Origin of the sequence: Actinospica durhamensis, from assembly GCF_018139695.1 — a bacterium.
Classification (GTDB): Bacteria; Actinomycetota; Actinomycetes; order Streptomycetales; family Catenulisporaceae; genus Actinospica; species Actinospica durhamensis.
Genome location: NZ_JAGSOG010000003.1, coordinates 1 through 20121, shown reverse-complemented (window position 1 = coordinate 20121; position 20121 = coordinate 1). Strand labels below are relative to the sequence as shown.

At 72.1% G+C, this 20121-nt stretch carries 16 protein-coding genes; 9 read left to right on the top strand and 7 right to left on the bottom strand.

What is annotated here, in order from left to right; translation table 11 throughout:
- Positions 1-96 precede the first annotated feature (96 nt).
- Positions 97-1146 (top strand): LamG domain-containing protein, encoded by a 1050-nt coding sequence (locus tag KDL01_RS01060; RefSeq protein ID WP_212526361.1) that lies wholly within the window; start codon positions 97-99, stop codon positions 1144-1146.
- A gap of 20 nt (positions 1147-1166) precedes the next feature.
- On the opposite strand, the gene KDL01_RS01055 is transcribed toward KDL01_RS01060, so the two are convergent.
- The gene (locus KDL01_RS01055; RefSeq protein WP_212526360.1) at positions 1167-3032 is read right to left on the bottom strand and encodes a right-handed parallel beta-helix repeat-containing protein; all 1866 of its coding nucleotides are present in this window, start codon (positions 3030-3032) and stop codon (positions 1167-1169) included.
- Positions 3033-3231: 199 nt separating this feature from the next.
- Here KDL01_RS01055 and KDL01_RS01050 point away from each other — a divergent pair, with 199 nt between their 5' ends.
- From KDL01_RS01050 to KDL01_RS01030, 5 genes are all read left to right on the top strand, one after another.
- Positions 3232-3816, top strand: coding sequence for a sigma-70 family RNA polymerase sigma factor (locus KDL01_RS01050; protein WP_212526359.1), 585 nt, complete (start codon positions 3232-3234; stop codon positions 3814-3816).
- A gap of 99 nt (positions 3817-3915) precedes the next feature.
- Positions 3916-4824, top strand: a complete 909-nt coding sequence (locus KDL01_RS01045) for a hypothetical protein (RefSeq protein WP_212526358.1) — start codon at positions 3916-3918, stop codon at positions 4822-4824.
- Between the two features lie 29 nt (positions 4825-4853).
- Positions 4854-5171 carry a hypothetical protein gene (locus tag KDL01_RS01040; protein WP_212526357.1) on the top strand — a complete coding sequence of 106 codons (318 nt, stop codon included), beginning with the start codon at positions 4854-4856 and terminating at the stop codon, positions 5169-5171.
- A 14-nt stretch (positions 5172-5185) separates the two neighbouring features.
- Positions 5186-7015, top strand: coding sequence for a protein kinase domain-containing protein (locus KDL01_RS01035; protein WP_212526356.1), 1830 nt, complete (start codon positions 5186-5188; stop codon positions 7013-7015).
- Entirely contained in the window at positions 6919-7323 is a 405-nt protein-coding gene (locus KDL01_RS01030; RefSeq protein WP_212526355.1) for a phosphodiester glycosidase family protein, read from the top strand. Before KDL01_RS01035 ends, KDL01_RS01030 begins: the two co-directional genes overlap by 97 nt.
- A 7-nt stretch (positions 7324-7330) precedes the next feature.
- On the opposite strand, the gene KDL01_RS45030 is transcribed toward KDL01_RS01030, so the two are convergent.
- The 4 genes from KDL01_RS45030 to KDL01_RS01010 form a co-directional block, all read right to left on the bottom strand.
- A complete protein-coding gene (locus KDL01_RS45030) occupies positions 7331-11806 on the bottom strand; it encodes an FtsK/SpoIIIE domain-containing protein (protein ID WP_212526354.1) in 4476 nt (1491 codons plus the stop codon).
- Positions 11807-11837: 31 nt separating this feature from the next.
- A complete protein-coding gene (locus KDL01_RS01020) occupies positions 11838-12734 on the bottom strand; it encodes a hypothetical protein (protein WP_212526353.1) in 897 nt (298 codons plus the stop codon).
- A gap of 176 nt (positions 12735-12910) precedes the next feature.
- Positions 12911-13435, bottom strand: coding sequence for a hypothetical protein (locus KDL01_RS01015; protein ID WP_212526352.1), 525 nt, complete (start codon positions 13433-13435; stop codon positions 12911-12913).
- 42 nt (positions 13436-13477) lie between these two features.
- Entirely contained in the window at positions 13478-14266 is a 789-nt protein-coding gene (locus tag KDL01_RS01010) for an inositol monophosphatase family protein (protein ID WP_212526351.1), read from the bottom strand.
- A gap of 99 nt (positions 14267-14365) precedes the next feature.
- Here KDL01_RS01010 and KDL01_RS01005 point away from each other — a divergent pair, with 99 nt between their 5' ends.
- Both KDL01_RS01005 and KDL01_RS01000 read left to right on the top strand, forming a co-directional pair.
- Positions 14366-15160 carry an Lrp/AsnC family transcriptional regulator gene (locus tag KDL01_RS01005; RefSeq protein ID WP_212526350.1) on the top strand — a complete coding sequence of 265 codons (795 nt, stop codon included), beginning with the start codon at positions 14366-14368 and terminating at the stop codon, positions 15158-15160.
- Positions 15157-15330 carry a hypothetical protein gene (locus tag KDL01_RS01000; protein WP_307846003.1) on the top strand — a complete coding sequence of 58 codons (174 nt, stop codon included), beginning with the start codon at positions 15157-15159 and terminating at the stop codon, positions 15328-15330. Before KDL01_RS01005 ends, KDL01_RS01000 begins: the two co-directional genes overlap by 4 nt.
- Here the strand turns inward: KDL01_RS01000 and KDL01_RS00995 are convergent.
- The gene (locus tag KDL01_RS00995; protein ID WP_212526349.1) at positions 15324-15683 is read right to left on the bottom strand and encodes a nuclear transport factor 2 family protein; all 360 of its coding nucleotides are present in this window, start codon (positions 15681-15683) and stop codon (positions 15324-15326) included. The genes KDL01_RS01000 and KDL01_RS00995 overlap by 7 nt on opposite strands.
- 138 nt (positions 15684-15821) lie before the next feature.
- On the opposite strand from KDL01_RS00995, the gene KDL01_RS00990 reads away from it, so the two are divergent.
- Positions 15822-16643 carry a MerR family transcriptional regulator gene (locus KDL01_RS00990; RefSeq protein WP_212526348.1) on the top strand — a complete coding sequence of 274 codons (822 nt, stop codon included), beginning with the start codon at positions 15822-15824 and terminating at the stop codon, positions 16641-16643.
- A gap of 64 nt (positions 16644-16707) precedes the next feature.
- Here KDL01_RS00990 and KDL01_RS00985 read toward each other — a convergent pair.
- The coding region (locus KDL01_RS00985) for a GH92 family glycosyl hydrolase (protein ID WP_212526347.1) at positions 16708-20121 on the bottom strand (3414 nt) is incomplete at its 5' end.

Below are 20121 nucleotides of genomic sequence, written 5' to 3'. Positions count from 1 at the left end.
GGTTCGGGCGCGTACCACAGCATCGGGGGCGCTGCCGGATCCCGGCGGCCGCCCTCGCCGAGGCCACCAGGACGAGAACCACAGGAGTGTGCGCAGATGGTGCGTGACCGCAGGACGGATCCCGAGCAGCCGAAGCGCTTCGTGTGGGAGTCCGACGACGCCCGGAGCGCGCCGGCACCCCGCGTGCGGCGCACCGTGCGGCATGGAAGGGCACTGGTCGCCGTGGCGGTGATCGTGCCGCTGGCGGGCGGCGCGGCCGGCCTGGTCGCATATCAGGGCGGCCATGCCCCGACCGTGAACGCCGCGGACGCCGGGCAGGCCACACTCCCGCTGCGGACCGCCTCCACCCGGCCGGCCGTGAGCCCGAGCCCGAGCGCCAAGCCGAGTCCGAGCCCGAGTGCCGACCCCGCCGAGTCGCCGAGCAAGAGGCTGACTCCCTCGGCCCCGAAGGCGCCCGAGAGCGTGGTCACGGTCGTCAAGACGGCTCCCGTCGTCACGCACGTCGTGACCGCCACGGCCAGTGCGCCCAAGCCGATCGGCGACTGGCCGCTCAACCACAGCGCCGCCGATACGGCCGGATCGCACGACGGCTCGACGTACAACGTGTCCTGGGACGGCGCCGCGGCCGTGTTCGCCGGGAGCACCGACAGCTACATGGGCACCTCGGGTCCGGTGCTCGACACCGCGAGCGGGCACAGCTTCACGGTCTCGGCCTGGGTCTACCTGACCTCGGACCCCACCGCGCCGCAGTACGCCGCGACCGTGGTGAGCCAGGGCGCGGGCGTGGACAGCGGCTTCTATCTGCAGTACCTCCTGGTCTGCAACTGCTGGGCCTTCTCCCGCGTCGCGACGAACACCGTCAATCCGACCGGCATCCACGCCCAGGCCGCCGACACCGCCAAGCTCGACGCGTGGACCCACCTCGTCGGGGTCTACGACGGGAGCAACGGGAACATGTCGCTGTACGTCAACGGGGCGTGGCAGAGCACGGTGAACGACCCGACGCCCTTCGCGAGCAGCGGCGACCTGATGGTCGGGGGCGCGGTCTACAACAGCCAGGCGTCGGACGCGTTCCACGGACTGGTCGGCGACGTGGAGGTCTTCGACGTCGCGCTGAGCACGTCCGAGGCGTCGGGAGGGTTCTGAGTTCCGGGAGGGTTCTGAGTTCATCGCCCGTCGGCCTCCGGCGGTGTCGGTGTGCCGGGCACGTCGTCGGGCAGCAGCACGATCAGGTCCGGCGCCGTCGGCTCGGCGATCAGGGCCGTGCGCTGCGCGTGCCGCTCGGTGAGGGTCTGGAACAGCTGCCGCGCCGAACGCCCGTTGCCGAAGCCGGCCTCGCGCCGCTGCGAGGCGAAGAAGCGGATGATCGCCGCGTCGGTCCCGGGGCCGAGCTCGTAGCGGTGCTCGACGACCTGGTTGCGCACGATCTCGGCGAGCTGGTCGGCGGAGTAGTCGTCGAACAGCAGCGTCCGGGTGAAGCGGGAGGCGAGACCGGGGTTGGAGTCGATGAAGCGCCGCATGTCGCCGGGGTATCCGGCCACGATGACCACCACCTCGTCGCGGTGGTCCTCCATCAGCTTCACCAGCGTGGCGACCGCCTCCTGGCCGAAGTCGTTGCCGCCGCCGACCGGGGCGAGGGAGTAGGCCTCGTCGATGAACAGCACGCCGCCGAGCGCCTTGCGGAACACGGCGGTGGTCTTCGGCGCGGTGTGGCCGACGTACTCGCCGACCAGCATGCCGCGGTCGGTCTCCACCAGGTGCCCGTGCTCGATCATGCCGAGCGCGTGCAGGATCTTGCCGTAGAGCCGGGCCACCGTGGTCTTGCCGGTGCCGGGGTTCCCGGCGAACACCAGGTGCCGGTTCGTCGGTGGCGGCGGCAGTCCGAGCTCGATCCGCCGCCTGGCCAGCCGCATCACGTTGATCATCGCGGTGACGTCGCGCTTGACCGAGTCCAGGCCGATCAGGCTGTTGAGTTGGGCGATGAGCTCATCGAGGGTCCTGGCCGGCTCCTGCCGCGCCTCGCCGCGCTCCGGCGCCGGCAGGGTGGAGACGGTCACCTGGCTCACCCGCACCCCCTCGAGCCTCGGCCGCGCCGTCGCGGTGATGTCCAGGTCCTGATCCACGTCGTGGATGTGCAGCGAGCGCAGCACCGGATCGGCGCGCTCGCCCACGTGCACCGCGGGATAGGCCGTCCCCGAGATCTCGCAGTCCTCGAACTCGCCGTGCGCGTCCGCGGCGAAGAAGACCCCGTTCTTCCCGGCCCCGGCTACCACCACGCCGCGGGCCCGGGCCGTCGCCCCGGTCCACACCACCAGCGCGGAGCCGCCCGCCTCCTCGATCCGGCAGTGCTCGATCCGCGCCGTCGTGCCGGCGCCGACCAGGATCCCGGCCCGTTCGGTCCCGTGCACGGTGCAGCCGCTGAGCACGACCCGGCCGGTGGTCTCCGCGCTGATCCCGCTCAGCCCGCTGCCCCGGATCGTGCCGCCGTCGATCCGCAGCGAGGAGGCCTCGGTCGCGCGCACCCCGTGCTCGCGGCTGGCGGACACGACGCAGTCCTCGAGTTCGAGGTCGGCGTGCCCGGCGAGGTGCACGGCGCTGAACGCGCTCTCGCCGAGCTCGCAGCCCGAGAGCCGGGCCGTCGCGTTGCCGCCGAGGAACAGCCCGTTGCCGTCCACGCTGGTGATCCGGCTCCGTTCCGCCCGCAGCCGCGCGTCGTCGCGCAGGCCCACGCCCGTGGTGGCCGCCCCGCGCACGACGCAGTCGCTCAGCTTCAGCCGGACCTCGCCCCCGGCCATCAGCCCCGCGCCCTCGATGGTCAGGCCGCGCATCTCGGTGTCCGCGCGCACCGCGCACGGCCGCTCGAGCGCGATCGTGACGGAGCCGGGGCCCTCGGCCGCGACCAGGGTGACCGGCCGCGCGATCGAGAGCTGCTCCCGGTAGCTGCCCGCGGGGATCTCGACGACCGCGCCGTCCGAGGCCGAGGCGAGCAGGCTCATCACGGGCCCGGTGCGCGCGGCGGTGCTTCCTGACATGTCCACGGTTACGGCTACGTCCGGGCGGGCCGCGTCGTTCACCGGTGAACGCGGAACGAACACCCGGGGGCGCCCCGGCGACGCCGCGGGCGAACTGGGCCCGCTGCATATATGAACACTGCGTCAATTCTTGCTTAATCGCAGGTCGCAGCCTTGTGGCCGCTGGTACCGGGGTTCCGGAACAGCTACTGTGCTGGTCATGGTGATCGATCTCTGCGCCGGGCAGCGGCCCCCTGCGTCGGCTGCGCACGCCTCCGCCCGGATGCGCACGATCTACCATCTGCACTCCGCCGCGCTGCTGCGCACCCTGCTGAACTGGACCCACGGGGACCTGCAGGCCGCGGAGGACCTGATGCAGGAGACGATGGTGCGCGCCTGGCGCAACCTCGAGACCCTCAACGCCGACCCGCAGACCCTGCGCCCCTGGCTGTTCACCGTCGCCCGGCGCATCGCGATCGACCGCTTCCGGGCGCGGGTGGTGCGTCCGCTGGAGACCGAGCCCGAGCCCCTGGACGAGGCCGTGGAGCCGGCCGAGCCGTACAAGCGCGTGCTCGACCGCGCCATCGTGGTCGGGGCGCTGCGCGAGCTCAGCGAGGTGCATCGGACCGCCCTGGTCCAGGTCTATCTGATGGACCGTACGGTGCCCGAGGCCGCCACCGCGCTCGGCGTGCCCGAGGGGACCGTGAAATCCCGGGTGCACCACGGGCTGCGGGCGGTGCGCGCCGCGGTCGGCTGCGAGCGGCGCTGTCTGACCGAGGTCGTCTGCCGGGGCGCCTGCGGCTGAGTCCCGCGAGTGCTGTTTCGGACGGGTGAACGTTCCGCCGCTCCCGCCCGTACCCACTGAGCGGAACACGAGCACGGCGGCGGGAGCGGAGGGCCGGAGATGAGCGAGAGCGGTGGAAGCTACACCTACCAGACACTCGTCGTCGACTACAGCCTGCTGAACGAGGCGGCGGACGACATCAAAGCCCTGTCGCCCGAGATCGACAAGATCAAGAACGCGGCCAGGTCCGTCGGCCGCGGCGTGGTCTACCAGGTGCCCGGCGCCAGCAACTCGAACAACTCCGAGCTCGGCCCCAGCGGGACCCTGTACATGGCGCTCGGCCGCTTCTACGAGTCCTGGGCCACCGACATGTCCAACGCGATGGACGCGCTGGACAAGATGGCCGGGTACTTCAAGGGCGTCGCGGACAGCTTCATGGAGACCGACGCGTCCCAGGCGGCGGGGCTGAACATGAGCTCCGCGATGTCCGCGGTGCTGCGCTACCCGGCCGCGCTGGACCAGTGGTACAAGGACAAGGCCGCGACCGAGGCGGCCGGCAACACCTTCACCGAGCCCGAGCCGACCGCCCCGGCCAGCCCGTACGTGCTCGCCAGCGGGAACAACGCGTCGACCACGTTCACCACCATGACCGACGCGAACGTCCCGTCGGACCAGAAGTCGACGCACGCGACGAACGTCGTGTTCTCCTCGGAGACCACCACCGTGACCGTCAACGGCATGACCTACAGCGAGACCACCACGTTCCAGGCCGACCAGGGCTGGGGCACCCACGGCTCGCCGGTGCAGAACTACACCCAGGTCGTGAACAACCCGGACGGCTCGACCGACACGATCACCGTGGCCACCGACACCAACGGCAACGCCACGATGACGGATCTCAACAGCTCGTCCAACACGACCACCACCTACACCCGCGCGGACTGGAACTCCTCGTGGGTGGACACCACGCCGCCCGACTCCTCGAGCAACGGCGACGGCTCCGACGCGCTGCCCGCCGCGAACTACTAGAGCGCCACCACCGAGAGAAAGCGACCGCCATGCCCGACATCGATATCAATTACGACAACATCACCCAGGCCGCCGCCCTGCTCAACAACGCGGCCAACAACACCATCTCGCCGGAGCTCACGACGCTCTACAACAAGGTCGACGCGCTGCTCCAAGACGGCGGCGGCCTCTACATGATGCAGACCAGCCCGGCGATCTGGGCCCAGTACGAGACCTTCAACACCTCGGCCGTGCAGTGTGTGCAGGCGATCAACAGCTTCGCCTCGATGTTCAACAGCCTGGTCTCCAACCTGCAGTCGATGGACGGCAAGCTGGCGTACAACGTCGCGAACCCGTCCAGCAGCTGAGCCGAGGCCGGGCCATGATGCCGGACTCGTCCGAGGCGGTCTTCGCCGACCTGGCCGGGGCCCTGGGCGTGACCGAGCTGATCCCGCTGGCCCGCGGCGGGCAGAAGTTCGTGCTGCGCGCGCTGCGCGGGGGCCGGGCCGTGGCGGTCAAGGCGATGTTCGCTCCGCCCGGCCCGGCCTACGCCGCGGTGCTGGACCGCGCGCGCCGGGAGACCGCGGTACTCGCGGCGGTGGACTCGCCGCGCCTGGTGCGCATGCTCGACGGTATGCGGGAACTGCGTTACGGCGGAGCGCTGCCGTACGGGGTCGCCTGGGTCGAGGAACTGCTCGACGGCACGGATCTGGACAAGCTCCTGGGCACGCCGTGGCCGCCCGGTCGCGCGGCCCGGCTGCTCGCGCATCTCGCCGAGGCGCTCGCCGCCCTGCACGCCCAGGGGATCGTGCACCGCGACCTGAACCCGGGCAACGTGAGGCAGCGCGCGGGCGGCGACTACTGCGTCATGGACCCCGGCCTCGCGCACCGGGTGTCGGAGCAGGACCCGGGCGACGCCCACTGCATCGGCACCGTCGGCTATCTGAGCCCCGAGCACACGGCCGGCGGCGTGATCGGTCCGGCCAGCGACGTCTACTGTCTCGGGATCCTGATGTTCCAGGCCCTCACCGGCGTGCTGCCGTCGCCGGAGGTGTCACTGCCCCCTGGCACACCGAGCGCCCTCGCCGGCATCGTCACCCGCTGCCTCCGGCCCGATCCCGGGCAGAGGTTCGCCGATGGCGGCGCCCTGCTCGCCGAGCTCGAGACCCATCCGCAGCCGCACGACGACGATCCCGCGCACGCGTCCGAACCGCCGCCGACGCCGCTGTTCGGCCCGGACGGCCTCGCCTACGCGGCCCGTGGCGAGGACGCGGTCGAACTGCGCGGCTCGTTCGGGTCACGGATCGTCGACGTGGAATCGGTGGCGAAGGATCAGTCGCCGTTCGCCATCCGGCTGAGCCCCTGTCGGCTGGAGGCCGCGCCCGGCGTCACGTTCACCGCGCGGACGATCGAGCTCGAGGACGGCCGCTTCACCAACGCGTACGAGCTGGCCGTGGACACGCGGCGGGCCACGGTGGGCGTGCACAGCAGCACGGCGGGCTTCTACCTCACGGACCTGATGGACGGCGCGGACCGCATGATCGCGGCCGTCAACGGCTCGTTCTCCTTCATCTCCGACGACTTCGAGTACGAACCGGCAGATCCCTGTCTCGACTTCTGCGCCCGCGACGGGATCACCGTGTCCTTGCCGACGGTCGCGAAGCCCGCATTCATCGTCGGGCAGGACGGCGGCGTCCAGCTGCGTGAGCTCGATGCCCGCGGCACCCTGCGCATCGGTGAGCGCGAGTATGCCTGGATCGGCTCGAAGACCCCCGCGCTGCCGGCGGACGAGGGAAGCCTGAGCGTCTACGGAGCCGCCAACTGCCGCGTCGAGTACGCCGAGGCCGCGCGCGTGGCGCTGCTGCCGGCGTGGACCGCGCGGCGAACCGGACGCCGCCGGGCGAGGCGGGCGACGTCGATCTGGTCATCGCCCTGGACGGCAAGAGGCACGTGGTCGCCGCGGTGGTTCCCGGCGGGGGCGCCGACCTGTTCGAGGGCTCCTTCATCCTGCGCGGCCGCGCGGGCCAGGTGCGTCCGGGCGACCCGGTCGAGATCCTCACCGTCGACGGCCTGCCGGCCGCCGCGATCGCATCAGGCTTCTCCATCGGCCCCAGCGTGGCCACCGCGGCCCGAGGCGGGACCCTCGCCGGGTACGACGCGTCCCTGGGCCTTTCGCCGTTCCTGCCCGGCGCCCGCTATGCACGAACCCTGATCGGCCTGGCCGGCGACGTGCTCCACCTGCGCGTGCTCGACGGCGCGCCCCTGGTACGGCACTTTCAGGGCGTCTCCTGCTCCGAGACGGCGAGCCTGATCGAAGCGGACGGCCTGGACGCCGAGCACGTCTACCACCTCGACGGCGGTCAGTCCGCGAAGCTGGCCCTGCGCCGCGACGGGCAGGACCTCGTGTTCGGCAGCATGCACTACCTGCTGTGGCCCAAGCAGGACGACGGCGCCTTCCTCTGGCGCGGCGGCCAGGGCAGGCTCCTTCGCAGTGCCCTGGCCGTCTCCGCGCGCCGCTGACCGCGGGTCAGTCCCCGTCGCCGCCCTTGAGCTCCGTCACCGGAAGCGCGACCGCGGTCGCCGCTCCGGTCGCCGGATGCGCGACATAGCCGCGGCCGAGCTTGAGCGGGCGCCGCACGATCTCCAACGGCAGGCGGCCCCCGATCAGGTCGCCCTCGTTGAGCGACTGCGGCTGCAGCAGCACGCCCTGCCGTGAGCGGCGCGCCTCGGCGATCCAGGTGCCGGGGTTCTGCAGGAACACCTCGGCGGAGCCGGCCAGGGCGAGGCCGATGCCGCGGTCCCGGCCGGTCCTGATCACGGTGCGCAGCGCGCCGTCCACGCCCAGGACGTGGGCGAGCAGGTCCACGTCGTCGACCAGCACCACACAGGGCCCGCCGAGCTCCTCGAGCGCGGCCTCGATGTCCCGGCCGTCCGGCTGGGCGTGCGCCAGCACCCGCACCTGCGGATCTGCGGCCAGGCGGCGCAGCGGCGACTCCCTGGGCGTGACGATCAGCAGCCTGGTACGGGAGGCCAGCAGCGAGATCGCCAGGGTGGCGAGGGTGTTCGAGCGCCCGCTGCCGCTCGGTCCGGCCACCACGAACGCGTAGCCGCGCCCGGAGAAGTCCACCGTCACCGGACCCGTCTCGTCCGCGCCGATGCCGATCAGCCCGACCAGCGGCTTCGCCTCCGGCAGCTGCCGGTACGCCGCGGCGAAGTCGATCCCGAGCGGCAGCTTGCCCACGGTGAACGGGCGGTTGACGGCGAGCGTGCCGGCGTCGCGCTGCTGCGCGGTGCGGCCGATCCGGCGCAGCGCCTCGGCCTGGGCCTGCCCCGACGGGTCGTCGTCGAGCAGCGCGATCTGCATCTCGACCAGCTGCCCGGACTGCCAGGCACGTCCGGGACTGACCCGGGTCGGCACGTCCTGCGAGCGCATGCCGAGCAGCATGAAGTCGTTCTTGTCGCTCATCCGCAGCATCAGCCGGTGCTCGATCAGGTTGCTCATCCGGCCGTTCGCGAGCCCCCGGTCCCCGGCCAGCACGACGTGGATCCCGGCCGCGGCCCCCTCGCGCAGCAGCCGGAACAGGTCGTCGAGCAGGCGGCCGTTGTCGTGCTCGTGGATCGTCGCGTGCAGCGACTCCCAGCCGTCCGCGAACAGCAGCAGGTGCCCGGGGCGCGGCCCGGGGGGCATCGCGGCCCGCAGCTCCGTCAGGTTGTTGCTGTGGTGCTCCGCCAGCAGCTCCTGACGCCGGGTCAGCTCGGTGGTGAGCCGGGTGAGCAGGCGGTCGACGCGTTCGAGGTCCGCCCGGCCGACCACGGCACCGGTGTGCGGCAGCGCGTCGAGCACGGAAAGGCCGCCGCCCGCCGCGTCGACGGCGTACATGTGCACCTCGGCGGTCGTGTACCGCTCGGCCAGCGCGCCCGCGACGGTGCGCAGCGCCTGCGTCCGCCCGGACCTGGCGGTGCCCAGGATCGCGAGGTGGGTGAAGGTCTTGAGGTCCAGCGTGACCGGACGCTGCTGCTGGACCGACGGCAGGTCCTCGATCCCGATCGTGATCGGCGGGAGTTCGGCGTGGACCTCGGGCCGGTCCTCGGCCACCGTGAGCGCGGGCAGCTGAGCCAGCGTGACCCGCTCGGGCAGTTCGGGCAGCCAGGGGCGGGGCTGGGGCTCGATCTTCAGATCCTGCGCGGCCAGGCGCACGGCCTGAACCAGCATCGACAGGTCGGTCTCGGCGTACTCGGTGAACGCGGCGTGCTCGGTTTCCGGCGCCGAGGCGCCGCGCTGCGGGTGCGGCAGCTCGTCGGGGCGGCCCAGCTTCAGCCAGGGCAGCTCGACCGCGGTGGCGGGAGTCACCGGAGCCTGAGCCCTGAGATACGGCGCGCCGCTGTAGGCCGTCTGGAAAGCGGCGACCGAACGGTGCGAGAGGCGCACCAGCGCGCGCCCGGGCAGGTTCGCCGGGATCAGCGCGGCGTCGCCGGTGTCGATCACGTCCTTGCTCTCCAACGGATCCAGCACCCGCAGCGCGATCCGCAGGTTCGTGTTCGCCTTGATGTCCGGGGACACCACGCCGGCCGGGCGCTGCGTGGCCAACACCAGGTGGATCCCCAGCGAGCGCCCCCGCTGCGCCAGCGAGACCATGCCGGGGATGAACTCGGGCACCTCGCGCACGAGGCTCGCGAACTCGTCCACGATCAGCAGCAGCCGGGGCAGCGGCGGCATCGCCGGCTCCAGCCGGCGCTTCGCCAGATAGTCCGGCTGGTCCTTCGCGCCGTACTCGGCGAGCAGCCGCTCCCGGCGGCGCAACTCGGCCGCCAGCGACTCGAGCACCCGGTTCACCAGATGCCCGTCCAGGTCGGTGACCATGCCGAGGGTGTGCGGCAGATCGACGCAGTCGCGGAAGGCCGAGCCGCCCTTGTAGTCGATGAGCAGGAAGGTCAGCTCGTCCGGCCGGTTGGCCACGGCCAGCGAGGCCACCAGGGTCTGCAGCAGCTCGGACTTGCCCGAACCGGTGGTGCCGCCGATCAGCGCGTGCGGCCCGTCCTGGGCGAGGTCGATCGCCAGCGGGCCGTCGTAGCCCATGCCGATCTGCGCGACCGTGGAGGACGGCCGGGCCTGCCAGCGTGCCGCGATCACCTCGGCGTCCGGCGCGTCCAGGCCAAGCAGCTCGGTCAGCCGCAGCCGGTCCGGCAGCACGCCGCCCTCGTCGATCGTGGCGTCGCGCAACGGCGCGAGCGCCCGGGCCACCTCCTCGAACCAGTCAGGGTCCGCCAGGTCCGGGCGGATGCCCGCGAACTCCGGCAGTCCGTCCTGGCGCAGCGTCAGCCGCTCGCCGTCGTCCACCACGACGGAGGTGGCCTCCTTCGGCAGCATCCGCATCTCGCCGTCCACGCAGATGAAGAACATCCGCATCCGGGGACCCTCGGCGAGCAGCTGCATCATGCCGGGTAGGTCGCGCATCCGGCGCGCGCCGTCCACCAGGACCACCAGGTCGGGGTCGGCGAACACGGCCCGGCCCATCGGTGACTTGGCCGCCTCCTGGCGGCGCGCGAGCGTGCCGGTCAGCTCGGAGAGCCGGTAGCCGACCGTCTCCGGGTCGTTGCCGATCAGCAGCACGGGGGCGTAGGGCGAGCGCAGGTGCGGCAGCCAGCGCAGCCACTCCCAGTCCGCGGCCCGGTCCGGGTCGGTCAGGATCGCGATGCGCACGCCGTGCGGGCTGTGCAGCGTCGCGATCTGCGCCAGCAGCCACCCCGCCAGGGGCCTGATCCGCTCCGGCGGCCCGGCCAGGCCCACCACGCCGCGATCGGCCAGCCCGAACCCGACCGGCATCCCCGGCACGCTCCAGCGCACCCGCTCGTTGAACTCCCCGCCGCGATCCGCGTCCTCGACCTCGAGCATCGAGGGCTGATCCGCGGTGCCGATGCGCAGTACCAGGTGGTCCGGGTCGTGCCGGCGCCGTTCCCACAGCCGGCTGCCCGGCCCGGTGGCGATCCGTCGCACGGCGGCCGGATCGGCGGTCAGCTCCAGCCGCAGCACGCGTTCGGCGCGCACCGCGGCGTCGAGTGCCCGCTCCTTCTCGGCCTTGCTCACGTAGTACGCGGCGAGGTCCCGCTTGTAGTTCCTGCGCCCGCTGCGCCGCGACGTGGTCCAGTTGGCGACCGCGAATACGGGGGAGAAGAGCGCGAACATGCTGTAGAAGAGGTTGTGCAGGAACAGCGCCATGCCCACGCCCATGACCGCCGGGGCGATCACCATCACCATCGGGAACGGGTTGCGCCCGCGGAAGACCGGGCGCTTCGGAATGCGATGCCGGCTCTGCGGCACCGGCTCGAGGATCCGCGGCGGGCGGTTGAAGTCGAGGCCGACGCCGTCCTGGGTGGGCTGCACCGCGGAATCCGGCGGCGTCGGCTCGGCCCAGCGAAGCACGGTGTCGCCCACCACCAGATCAGCGTCGGCGGGCCAGCGCAGCGCACCGAGCGCCGCGCCCGGCGGCGGCGAGTCCACCGGCGGTCGCGGTCGGGGGATGATCGGCTCGCCGCGCTGCGGCTTGGGCTCGGGAGCGGGCTGCGGGGCGACGACGCCGACCAGGGCGGCGCCGTCGTGCGCCGATACCGACACGTCCCCGTCCGGCGTCACCGTGATCTCGGCGGCCAGCGCTGCTGCGCCGGGGATCCGGATCGCGCACGTCTGCGCCGAGCCGACGCTGTAGCGCCCGGCGGCGAGCGGGTGGATCGCCCCGGCCCCGAAGCCCGAGACGGCATGCAGTTCGAGCAGCGGCGGCGGCTCCACCGCATCGTCGGCCTGCGAGGCGAAGGCGACGCGGCCGCCCTCGTAGAGCCCCGCATCGGCCAGCAGCGCCTTCGGATCGAGGATCCGCGGGCCCTGGTACAGCGCGGCTCCCGGCTCGCCGAGCGCCTCGGCGATGGCGGCCGCGGCCTGCCCGAGCGGCGTGTCGGGACCCGCGCCGACGAGCACGTGGCGTGGCGTGCTGCGGCCCTGAACGGTCACGGCGAATCGCATGGTGTTGTCCGGTTCTCTCTCAGTGGTGCGCGGTCTCCTCGGCGCTGGACACGGCGAACCCGGCCGCCCAGTCGTCGAGGTCGTCTTCGGCGGGTGCGGGTGCGGGTGCGGGTGCGGGTGCGGCTGCCGGTGCGGCGGCGGGTGCCGGCACGGACGTCCCCGCATCCATGGGTTCGGGGACGGATACCGGGACGGGTGCGGGCGCCGGCACGGTTTCGGGTACGGGTGCTGTCACCGGCGCCGAGGTCGCGGCACCTCCGACATCCTCCGGCCGTGCGTCCCGGGTCTCCTGCGGGATCTGCTCGACCTGCTCGACCGTTTCGGCCGCATGCTCGACCACCGTCGTCCGGCGGGACCGGCCCTCCGCGGCAGTACCAGTGCCCTGCATCAGTTCGCAGGCCAGCCGGGCCTGTTCCGCGGTGAACATCCGGGCGATCGCGAGGCCGAGCAGCATGATCGCGTCGCGGTCGACCTCCACCGGCCACCACGCACCGTGCGGCCCGCCGTCATCGGGTGCCTGCGCCTCCGGATCACCCGACTGACCCGCGATGAGTTCGCGCAGCAGCGTCGTATCCTGGCCGACGGCGCCGGAGACGACGATCGGCCCCGGCGCACGCGAGGTGCTGAGGAAGACCACGGTCTCCTCGAACCACCCCACCGCCAGCGTCGCGTTCCCGCCATCGCGATCGCCATCGCCATCGCCATTGCCGCCAGCCGCAGCGTCTTGCGCGCCCAACTCCGCGCGATCCGCGATCCACACCCGCGCGTCGTGGCCCGCGCGCCAGGGAGCCTCCGGTTCCGGGATCGTGGAGAGCGAACCGAACGCCCAGCGCAGCGTGACCGTGCGCAGTCCCACCGACGCCACGAACGGCCAGGCCCGAACCTCCGGCCGCTGCGTGAGCCCGAAGGCGTCCACCGCCGCGTGCGCCGTGGCCGGATCCCGCAGCAGCGATTCGACCGCGGTGGACTGCTGGTCCTGCCGCCGCCTTTGCAGTGAGATTCCCATGCTCCGCGGTACGTCCACGGCGGCGGATTCGTTCACCGGGGTCCCGATCCACGGCCCCCACCCGCGGGCGCGGGCGTCGTCGCGGGCTAACCGGGCCGGATGCCGGCCAGGTCGGGGAACGCGGGCAGGCCGGCCGGCGCGGGCTGCCCGAGCCAGTCGGCCGCTTGGCCCACGCCGAACGAGGCGACGCCGATCTGGATTCCGCCGACGTGGTCGGGCGCGAAGGATCCGCCCAGTTCGTACATGTACACGAGCGGGGCGAACGGGTCGCGGCTCGGATCCGGCGCCTTGCCCCCGTCGACGAGCGCGGCATAGTGCAGGGCGTACACCGCGGTTCTGCGCACGGCCGTGGCCGGGTACCGCGGCACCTTGGCGACGACCTCGGCCACCGCCTGCTCCGGCGCCCGTACCTCGGCGTCGATCGTGGCGGCCACGTCGAAGAACGGCCAGGGCGCCGGCTGCGCGCCCGATCCGGCCGCGAGAGGCGCGCTGCGCCGCATGAACTCGCGAAACAGCGCGATCCGCGCCTTGGTCTCCTCGCGGGTCTCGTCGATGCCGAACTGCCAGTCGACGGCGAGCAGCCGGTCTCGGAGCATGTCGACTACGCTCATGCTCTTATATTCCCACTCATTCGCAGAGTTCGGGATGACTTCTCAGCGATGGCCGGCGAGGAGGGGGAGCAGTTGCCGGTGCAGGGCGGGCGGGGCAGTGAGGAAGCTGTCTGATCCGGCTTTCCACGGCGCGCCCGCGGTGTCGGTGACCTGCGCGCCGGCTTCTCGGGCGATCAGTGCGGCGCCGAGGAGGTTCTCGTTGTCGCGGCCGTACTGCCAGAACGCGTCGATGCGGCCCGCGGCGGTGTCGGCGATCTGCCAGGAGGTGGGGCCGAGGTTGCGGATGGCGCCGGCCATCGGCAGGAGCGCGCTCAGGGAGCGTCCCGCGGCTGTTGCCGCCTCGGGCTGCGTGGCGATGAACGGCGGCTGGCTGGTGGCCAGCAGGGTGACCGCGAGGTCCTGCTTGTCCGAGGGCGAGATCGGCGTGCCGTCGCGGTGGGCGCCGTGGCCGAGCGCCGCGGTGTAGGTCTCGCCCAGGACGGGGCTGTGCAGCACGGCGGCCACCGGCTCGTGGTCTTTGACCAGGGTGAGGCTGACGCACCACTGAGACAGGCCCTGCAGGTACTGCACGGCTCCGTCCATCACGTCCACCACCCAGATCTCACCGGCGGGCAGCGGCCGGGAGTAGAGGCCCTCGGCCCACGGGACTCCGGGGCGCAGCCGGTCCAGGTGCTCGTGCAGCAGCGCTGCCGCAGGTGTGTCCACGGCGTCGAAGACATCCTTGAACTCGGCCATGGTGCGCGCCGGCCGGGGGCGTTCCTGCTCCGCCAGCCACGTTCCCAGGGTGCGGGCGGCCTGGGTCATCGGCGGCAGGAGTGCGGCGTTGGTCATGCGGTTCTCCGATCACGGGGGGTGTCGATGTCTCAACTATGGCGAGCGGGTGCGCATCATCGGCGGTTCGAGGCTCCAGAGTGAGCGAAAATGACGGTCATGAGGGAACAGGTGGAGCCAGAGGTGTTGGATCAGCTCGATCGGCGGCTGATCGCGGCGCTTCAGTGCGACGGCCGGCTGACCGTGGAGCGCGCGGCCCGTGTCCTGGGCCTGAGTGCACGCGTGGCCAACCGACGCCTGGCCGCACTGCTGGGCGGCGGCGCGGTCCGGGTCGTCGCCGCGGCGCCCCGCGAACGCCCGGGGTCGACGATGCTGCTGCGCATCAAGGTGCTGCGAGGCAAGCTCGATACCATCACCGCGGCCCTGGCCGCCCGTCCCGACATCGCGTTCATCGACATGTCCGCCGGCGGCGACGAGATCACCGCCGTCCTGTCGGCCGAGGCCGGGCAGCGCAGCCGGCTGGTGTTCAGGCAACTGCCCGCCACCAGCGCCATCACCTCGGTCAGCGCCCAGACGGTCCTGCACGTCTACGCGGACGCCACCGACTGGAGGCTGGACGCCCTCACCGAGGCCGAGCGCGGCGAGCTCACCCCCGCCGAGACCGCCGAGACGCCGCGTAGGCCGGCAGCGGAACTGAGCCCGCTCGACCGGGATCTGGCGAACGCCCTCCTGAACGACGCACGACTCACCGCCGCCGCACTGGCAGCACTCACCGGGCACCCGGAGTCCACCGTCCGACGGCGCCTGGGTGCGCTGCTGCGTGACCGCGTACTGATCACCCACGTGATCGTGGACCCCCGCCGCCTGGGACTAGACGTCGATGCCAGGTCCCGCCCGCGCATCTGGACGCGGCCGGTCGCGCCCTGGCCGCCCACCCGGCGGTGCACGGGGTGATCGCCCTGACCGGGCCGGCCAATCTGAGCGCCGCCGTCTGGCTGCGCGACCTCGAGGACCTGCACACCTTCATCACCTGGGATCTCGCCCCGCTCTCGATCACGAGTATCGACACGGTGCTGGTGGGCCGGGCCGTGAAGCGGCCCGGCCACGCACCGGCCGGTCAGTAGCCGGGTTGGTTGCGGACGACGATCAGTGAGCTGATCTTGCCGTCGCACACGGTGAAGTAGTTGGTCATGAGCAGCTCTTCGGGCAGGTTGGTCTTGTCGTACTGCCCGTCGTAGCGGGCGCGGACGATCTGGTCGCCGTAGTGGTCCACGACCTCGGTCACCTCCAGGGTGACCTTGTCGCCGACGAGCTCCTTGGCGACCCAGCGGCGGATGGCCGCGGCGCCGCGGAACTCGCGGCGGGCGTCGTTGACGAAGGCGTCTTCGGCGAAGGTGGCGAGGATCGCGTCCTCGTCGAAGGAGTTGACGGCGCGGACGTGCTCGGCCAGGACCGGGAGCAGCGTGGTGTCGGACATGAGCGGAACCTCCGTGGTGCGGGAGTGCGGCCGCCGCTTCGGCGGCCTGGTCTCCACGCTGGCCGCTCCCGCGGCGGGAGGGTCAACACCGGCGTTGTGCGTTGCCCCTCCCGCAGGGGGAGGGTTGATACTGGCGCCATGAGCCAGGCATTGACGGTCGGGGACTTCTCCCGCATGACACACCTGAGCGTCAAGACGCTGCGGCACTATCACCAGGTCGGACTGCTGGAGCCCGACCGCGTCGACCCCGACACCGGCTACCGCTACTACACCGCCGAACAGGTCCCCACCGCCCAGGTCATCCGTCGGCTGCGGGACCTCGAGATGCCCATCCCGGACGTCAGAGCCGTCCTGAACACCACGGACGCGACGGCGCGCGGTGCGCTGATCGCCACCCACTTAGACCGCCTGGAGCTCGAGCTGGCCCAGACCCGCTCGGCGGTGGAATCGCTGCGCAACCTGCTGCGGCGCCCGGCCGAGGCCTCCATCGAGCACCGCACGGTGCCGCGCTGCCCGGCCGCGGCCATCACCGCGGACGTGGAGCGCGGCGACCTGCTGCCGTGGTGGGAAGGCGCCCTGGCGGAACTGCACGCCGCGGTCCGGGCCCAGAACCTGGACCCGACCGGTCCCAGCGGCGGCTTGTACTCCAGCGAGATCTTCCAGGTCGACCGCGGCCAGGCCACGGTCTTCGTCCCGGTGCAGGGGCCCGTGCGCGCCATCGGCCGGGTCGGGTCCCTGGTGGTCCCGGGCGCGGAGTTGGCGGTCATCACCCATCACGGTCCGCTGGCCGACGTCGACCTCACCTACGGAGTCCTGGGCGCCTACACCGCCCGGCACGAGATCAGCGTCGCCGGGCCGTTGCGCGAGTACTACCTGCGCGACGCCCGGCACAGCCCAGACCCCGCCGAGTGGGCCACCGAGATCGGCTGGCCCATCTTCCGAGCAGACCACGACCGATAGCCCGGACGTCTCGGGCCCTGCTGTCGCCCGGCCCCGCGCCAGGACGCGGGGCCGGGCAAGGCGGTCAGCCGGTGCTATCGCCCCCAGCCTGCTCGGGCGTCAGCAGCTGGACGGTCGCGGCGCTGGCGTAGAGGTCGACCGGGCCCGCGTCGGCCGTGCGGATCTGGAGATGGGTGGAAGCGGCCTCGGGGACCTCGCCTTGGACGGTGAGGGTCTGGGGCGTGCCGGTCAGGGTGACGGTGGCGCTGACGAGGTCTTGCTCGCCGTTCCAGAAGTCGATGTAGACGTCACCGGTGCCCTGGAGCGTGATCTGGGCCTGGTAGTACTGGCCCGCCGGGAGTTGGGCCGGCGGGTCGGTCCAGATCCAGGTGTTCGGTGCCGCATCGCTCTCGGTCCACTCGACGGCGCTGGCACCGCTCGGCGTGGTGGTGGGCGTGATGGTGCCCGGGACCGAGCCGACGCCGTTCGCGACCGGGCCCTGCCAGCTCAGCTGGGCCGTCGGGGTGTCGCCGAGCAGGTTGGCGCCGCTCGGCACGAGGATCGTCGGCTCGCGGCCTTGCGGGAACTGGAGCGGGCCGGCCGGGTAGGACGGCGGCGCGTCGGCGGTTGCCGTACCCCAGGTCTGGGCCGCGTCGGTGCTCAGGCCGAAGTCGAGCTGGGTGGTGGCCGCGTGCAGGGTGCCGCCACCCGCGCCCTGGGTGGACGCGCCGTAGCCCGCGCCCTCGCCCGCGCCCGCGCCGGTCAGCGCGGAGCCGGGCAGCCAGGCCTGCGACCAGGACTTTCCGTCGACCTTCAGGCCGCTGACGTACGTGCTCGTGGACGCTCCGTTCGCGTGCAGCACGACGTGGTGGCCGTCGGCGAGGTCGAATTCGGCCAGCGGGAAGATCGGCGCGCCGAGGGCGAGCACGGAGGTGCCGGGGGTCTCCGGGAACATGCCGAGGCTGGACCAGACGAACCAGGAGCTCATCGAGCCCAGATCGTCGTTGCCGGGTTCGCCGCCGGGATCGTCGGCGTAGACCGTGTCGAGCAGTTCGTGCACGATCGCCTGCGACTTGGCGGGCGCGCCGGTGTAGTCGTAGATCCACGGCGTGCCGAAGGCCGGCTCGTTGCCGGCCCACTCGTAGGGCTCGTTGGGCCCGGCGTTGAGCTGGGTGAAGAAGTCGTCCAGCCGCGCGTTCGCGGCCGCGTCCCCGCCCATCGCGGTGATCAGGCCCTGCAGGTTCTGCGGGACCATCCACGTGTACTGCGCCGCGTTGCCCTCCTGGAAGCCGGACTGGCCGAAGCTGCCCATGCCGTCGGTGGTGGGGCCGAACTCGGGGAACTGGCCGTCCGCGTCACGCGGCTGGATGTAGCCGGTGTCGGTGTTGAAGATGTTCGTCCAGTTCTGCGAGCGCTGCAGGTAGGTCGCGGCGGTGCCGGCACGGCCGAGGTCGCCGGCGAACTGCGCGATGGCGAAGTCCGCGCTCGCGTATTCGAGCGTCTCGGAGGCGCCGTTGTCCTCCGGCGACAGGTCGCTCTCCTGGGTGTTGGGGATGTAGCCCTGGGAGAGGTAGTCGGACAGCTGCGGCCGTTCGGTATACGTGCCCTGTCCCAGGTCGCTGCTGTCCTGCACGGTCGAGGCGCCCTTGACCATGGCGGCGAGCGCGGCGTCGGTATCGAAGCCGCGGGCGCCGAACGCGTACGCCTCGGCGATGATCGGGTCGGCCGCGTCTCCGTTCATGACCTGCGTGTAGTCGTTGGCGAAGCCCCACTTGGGCAGCCAGCCGCCCTGCGCCTCGTCGTTGAGCAGCGAGGTCACCATCTGGCTGGTCTCATCGGGCACCAGCACGGCGAGTAGGGGTATCTCGGATCTGTAGATGTCCCAGCCGGAGAAGTTCGCGTATTGGACCTGGCCGTGGGACGTAGTGTGGATCTTGTTGTCGTAGCCCAGGTAATTCCCGTTGTCGTCCGAGAAAATGCTGGGCTCGAGCAGTGCGTGGTAGAGGGCTGTGTAGAACTCGGTCTGCTGAGCCTTGGTGCCGCCGCCGACGCGTATCCGATCGAGCAGTCGGTTCCACTGCGCATACGTGTTCTGCGCCACCTGGCTCTCGCTCCAGCCCGAGTCCTCGGCGCCGAGGTTCGACCACGCGTCGGCCTGGCTGACGTAGGAGATCGCGACCTTCATCGTGACCTGCGACTGCGAGGTGGTGTCGAAGGTGGCCCACGCCCCGGACTGCAGGCCCGAGGTACTCGCCAGCGGGGACGTCGTCGAACCGCCGGAGGTCGTGCCCGGCTTGGTGACGACGGCCTCCTGGCGCAGCGAGAGGTCCGAGGCCGCGAGGTCGACCGCGCCCGCGGCGGCGGTACGCACCTGGACCTGCGGCGCGTTGATGCCTCCGGTCGGCACGGTGGAGGCGATGGTGAGCGTGACCGGGGTGCCGGTGAGGGTCACCGGGGCGCTGTCCACGTCCTGCTGGCCGTTGTAGAAGTCGAGGTAGACGTCCCCGGTGCCCTGCAGTGTGACACTGGCCAGGTATGTCGCGCCCTGGGTCAGGGTGGACGGCGTGGCCTGGATCCAGGTGTTGGCGAGCGCGTCGGACTGCTGCCAGGAGACCGCGCTGGCGCCGTCGGACGTGGTGGTGGCGGCGATGGTCGGGGTGCTGCCGCCGCTGCTGACCTCGTGGTAGCTCCAGGCGAGCGAGCCGGTCGGGTCGGTGAAGACGTTCGCGCCGGTCGGCTCGGTGTCCCAGGTGCCGTAGGAGGCGAAGGAGCGGCTGAAGTCGGCGGCGAAGTAGACGGGGTAGGTGCCCTGCGCCCCGCAGAACTGTCCGGCCGTCTCGGTGCCGGCGACCTCGTGGTCGTTGAGCACCTGCACGCTCGCGGACTGGTTGCCGGACTGCGCGTCGCCCATCTTGAACAGCACGTTGGAGGACGTGCCGGACGGATACGACAGCTGCGCGATGCCGGTGCGCGCGGTGGCGGCCAGCTTCGCCTTCACCGCGCCGGAGCTGCCGGGGTCGAGGGTGACGGCGTAGGAGCCGGGTGACGCGGACTCCTGGCTGTGCGAGAGCGCCGCGGTCGCGGAGATCGGGTCGTCGCCGATCGCGCCGACGGTGGGCAGGATCGGGAAGTCGCCGAAGGCCCCGCATCCGGGCCCTGACATGTGGGTCAGGCTGAAGCCGAGAGTGGAGGAGTCGGCGTAGTCGTAGCCGCCGCCGTCCGGCCGTGAGGGGGTGTCAGGGCTGAAGCTCAGCATGCCGAAGGGCGCGGTGGCGCCCGGATAGGTGTCCACCTGCCCGACGGTCGCGCCGCCGGACCCGGTGCCGATCATCGGGTCGACCAGTGCGGCCGGGTCGGTGACGAGCGCCACCTGGGCGTTGTCGGCGGCCGCCGCGGTGCCGACGGTCAGCGTGCTTGCCGCGAGCGCGGCGCACAGGGCCGCGAGCGCCGCGCTGCGCAACGGCCGGGCGCGCCCGGCGGGGCCGCGGGGGAACAGGGG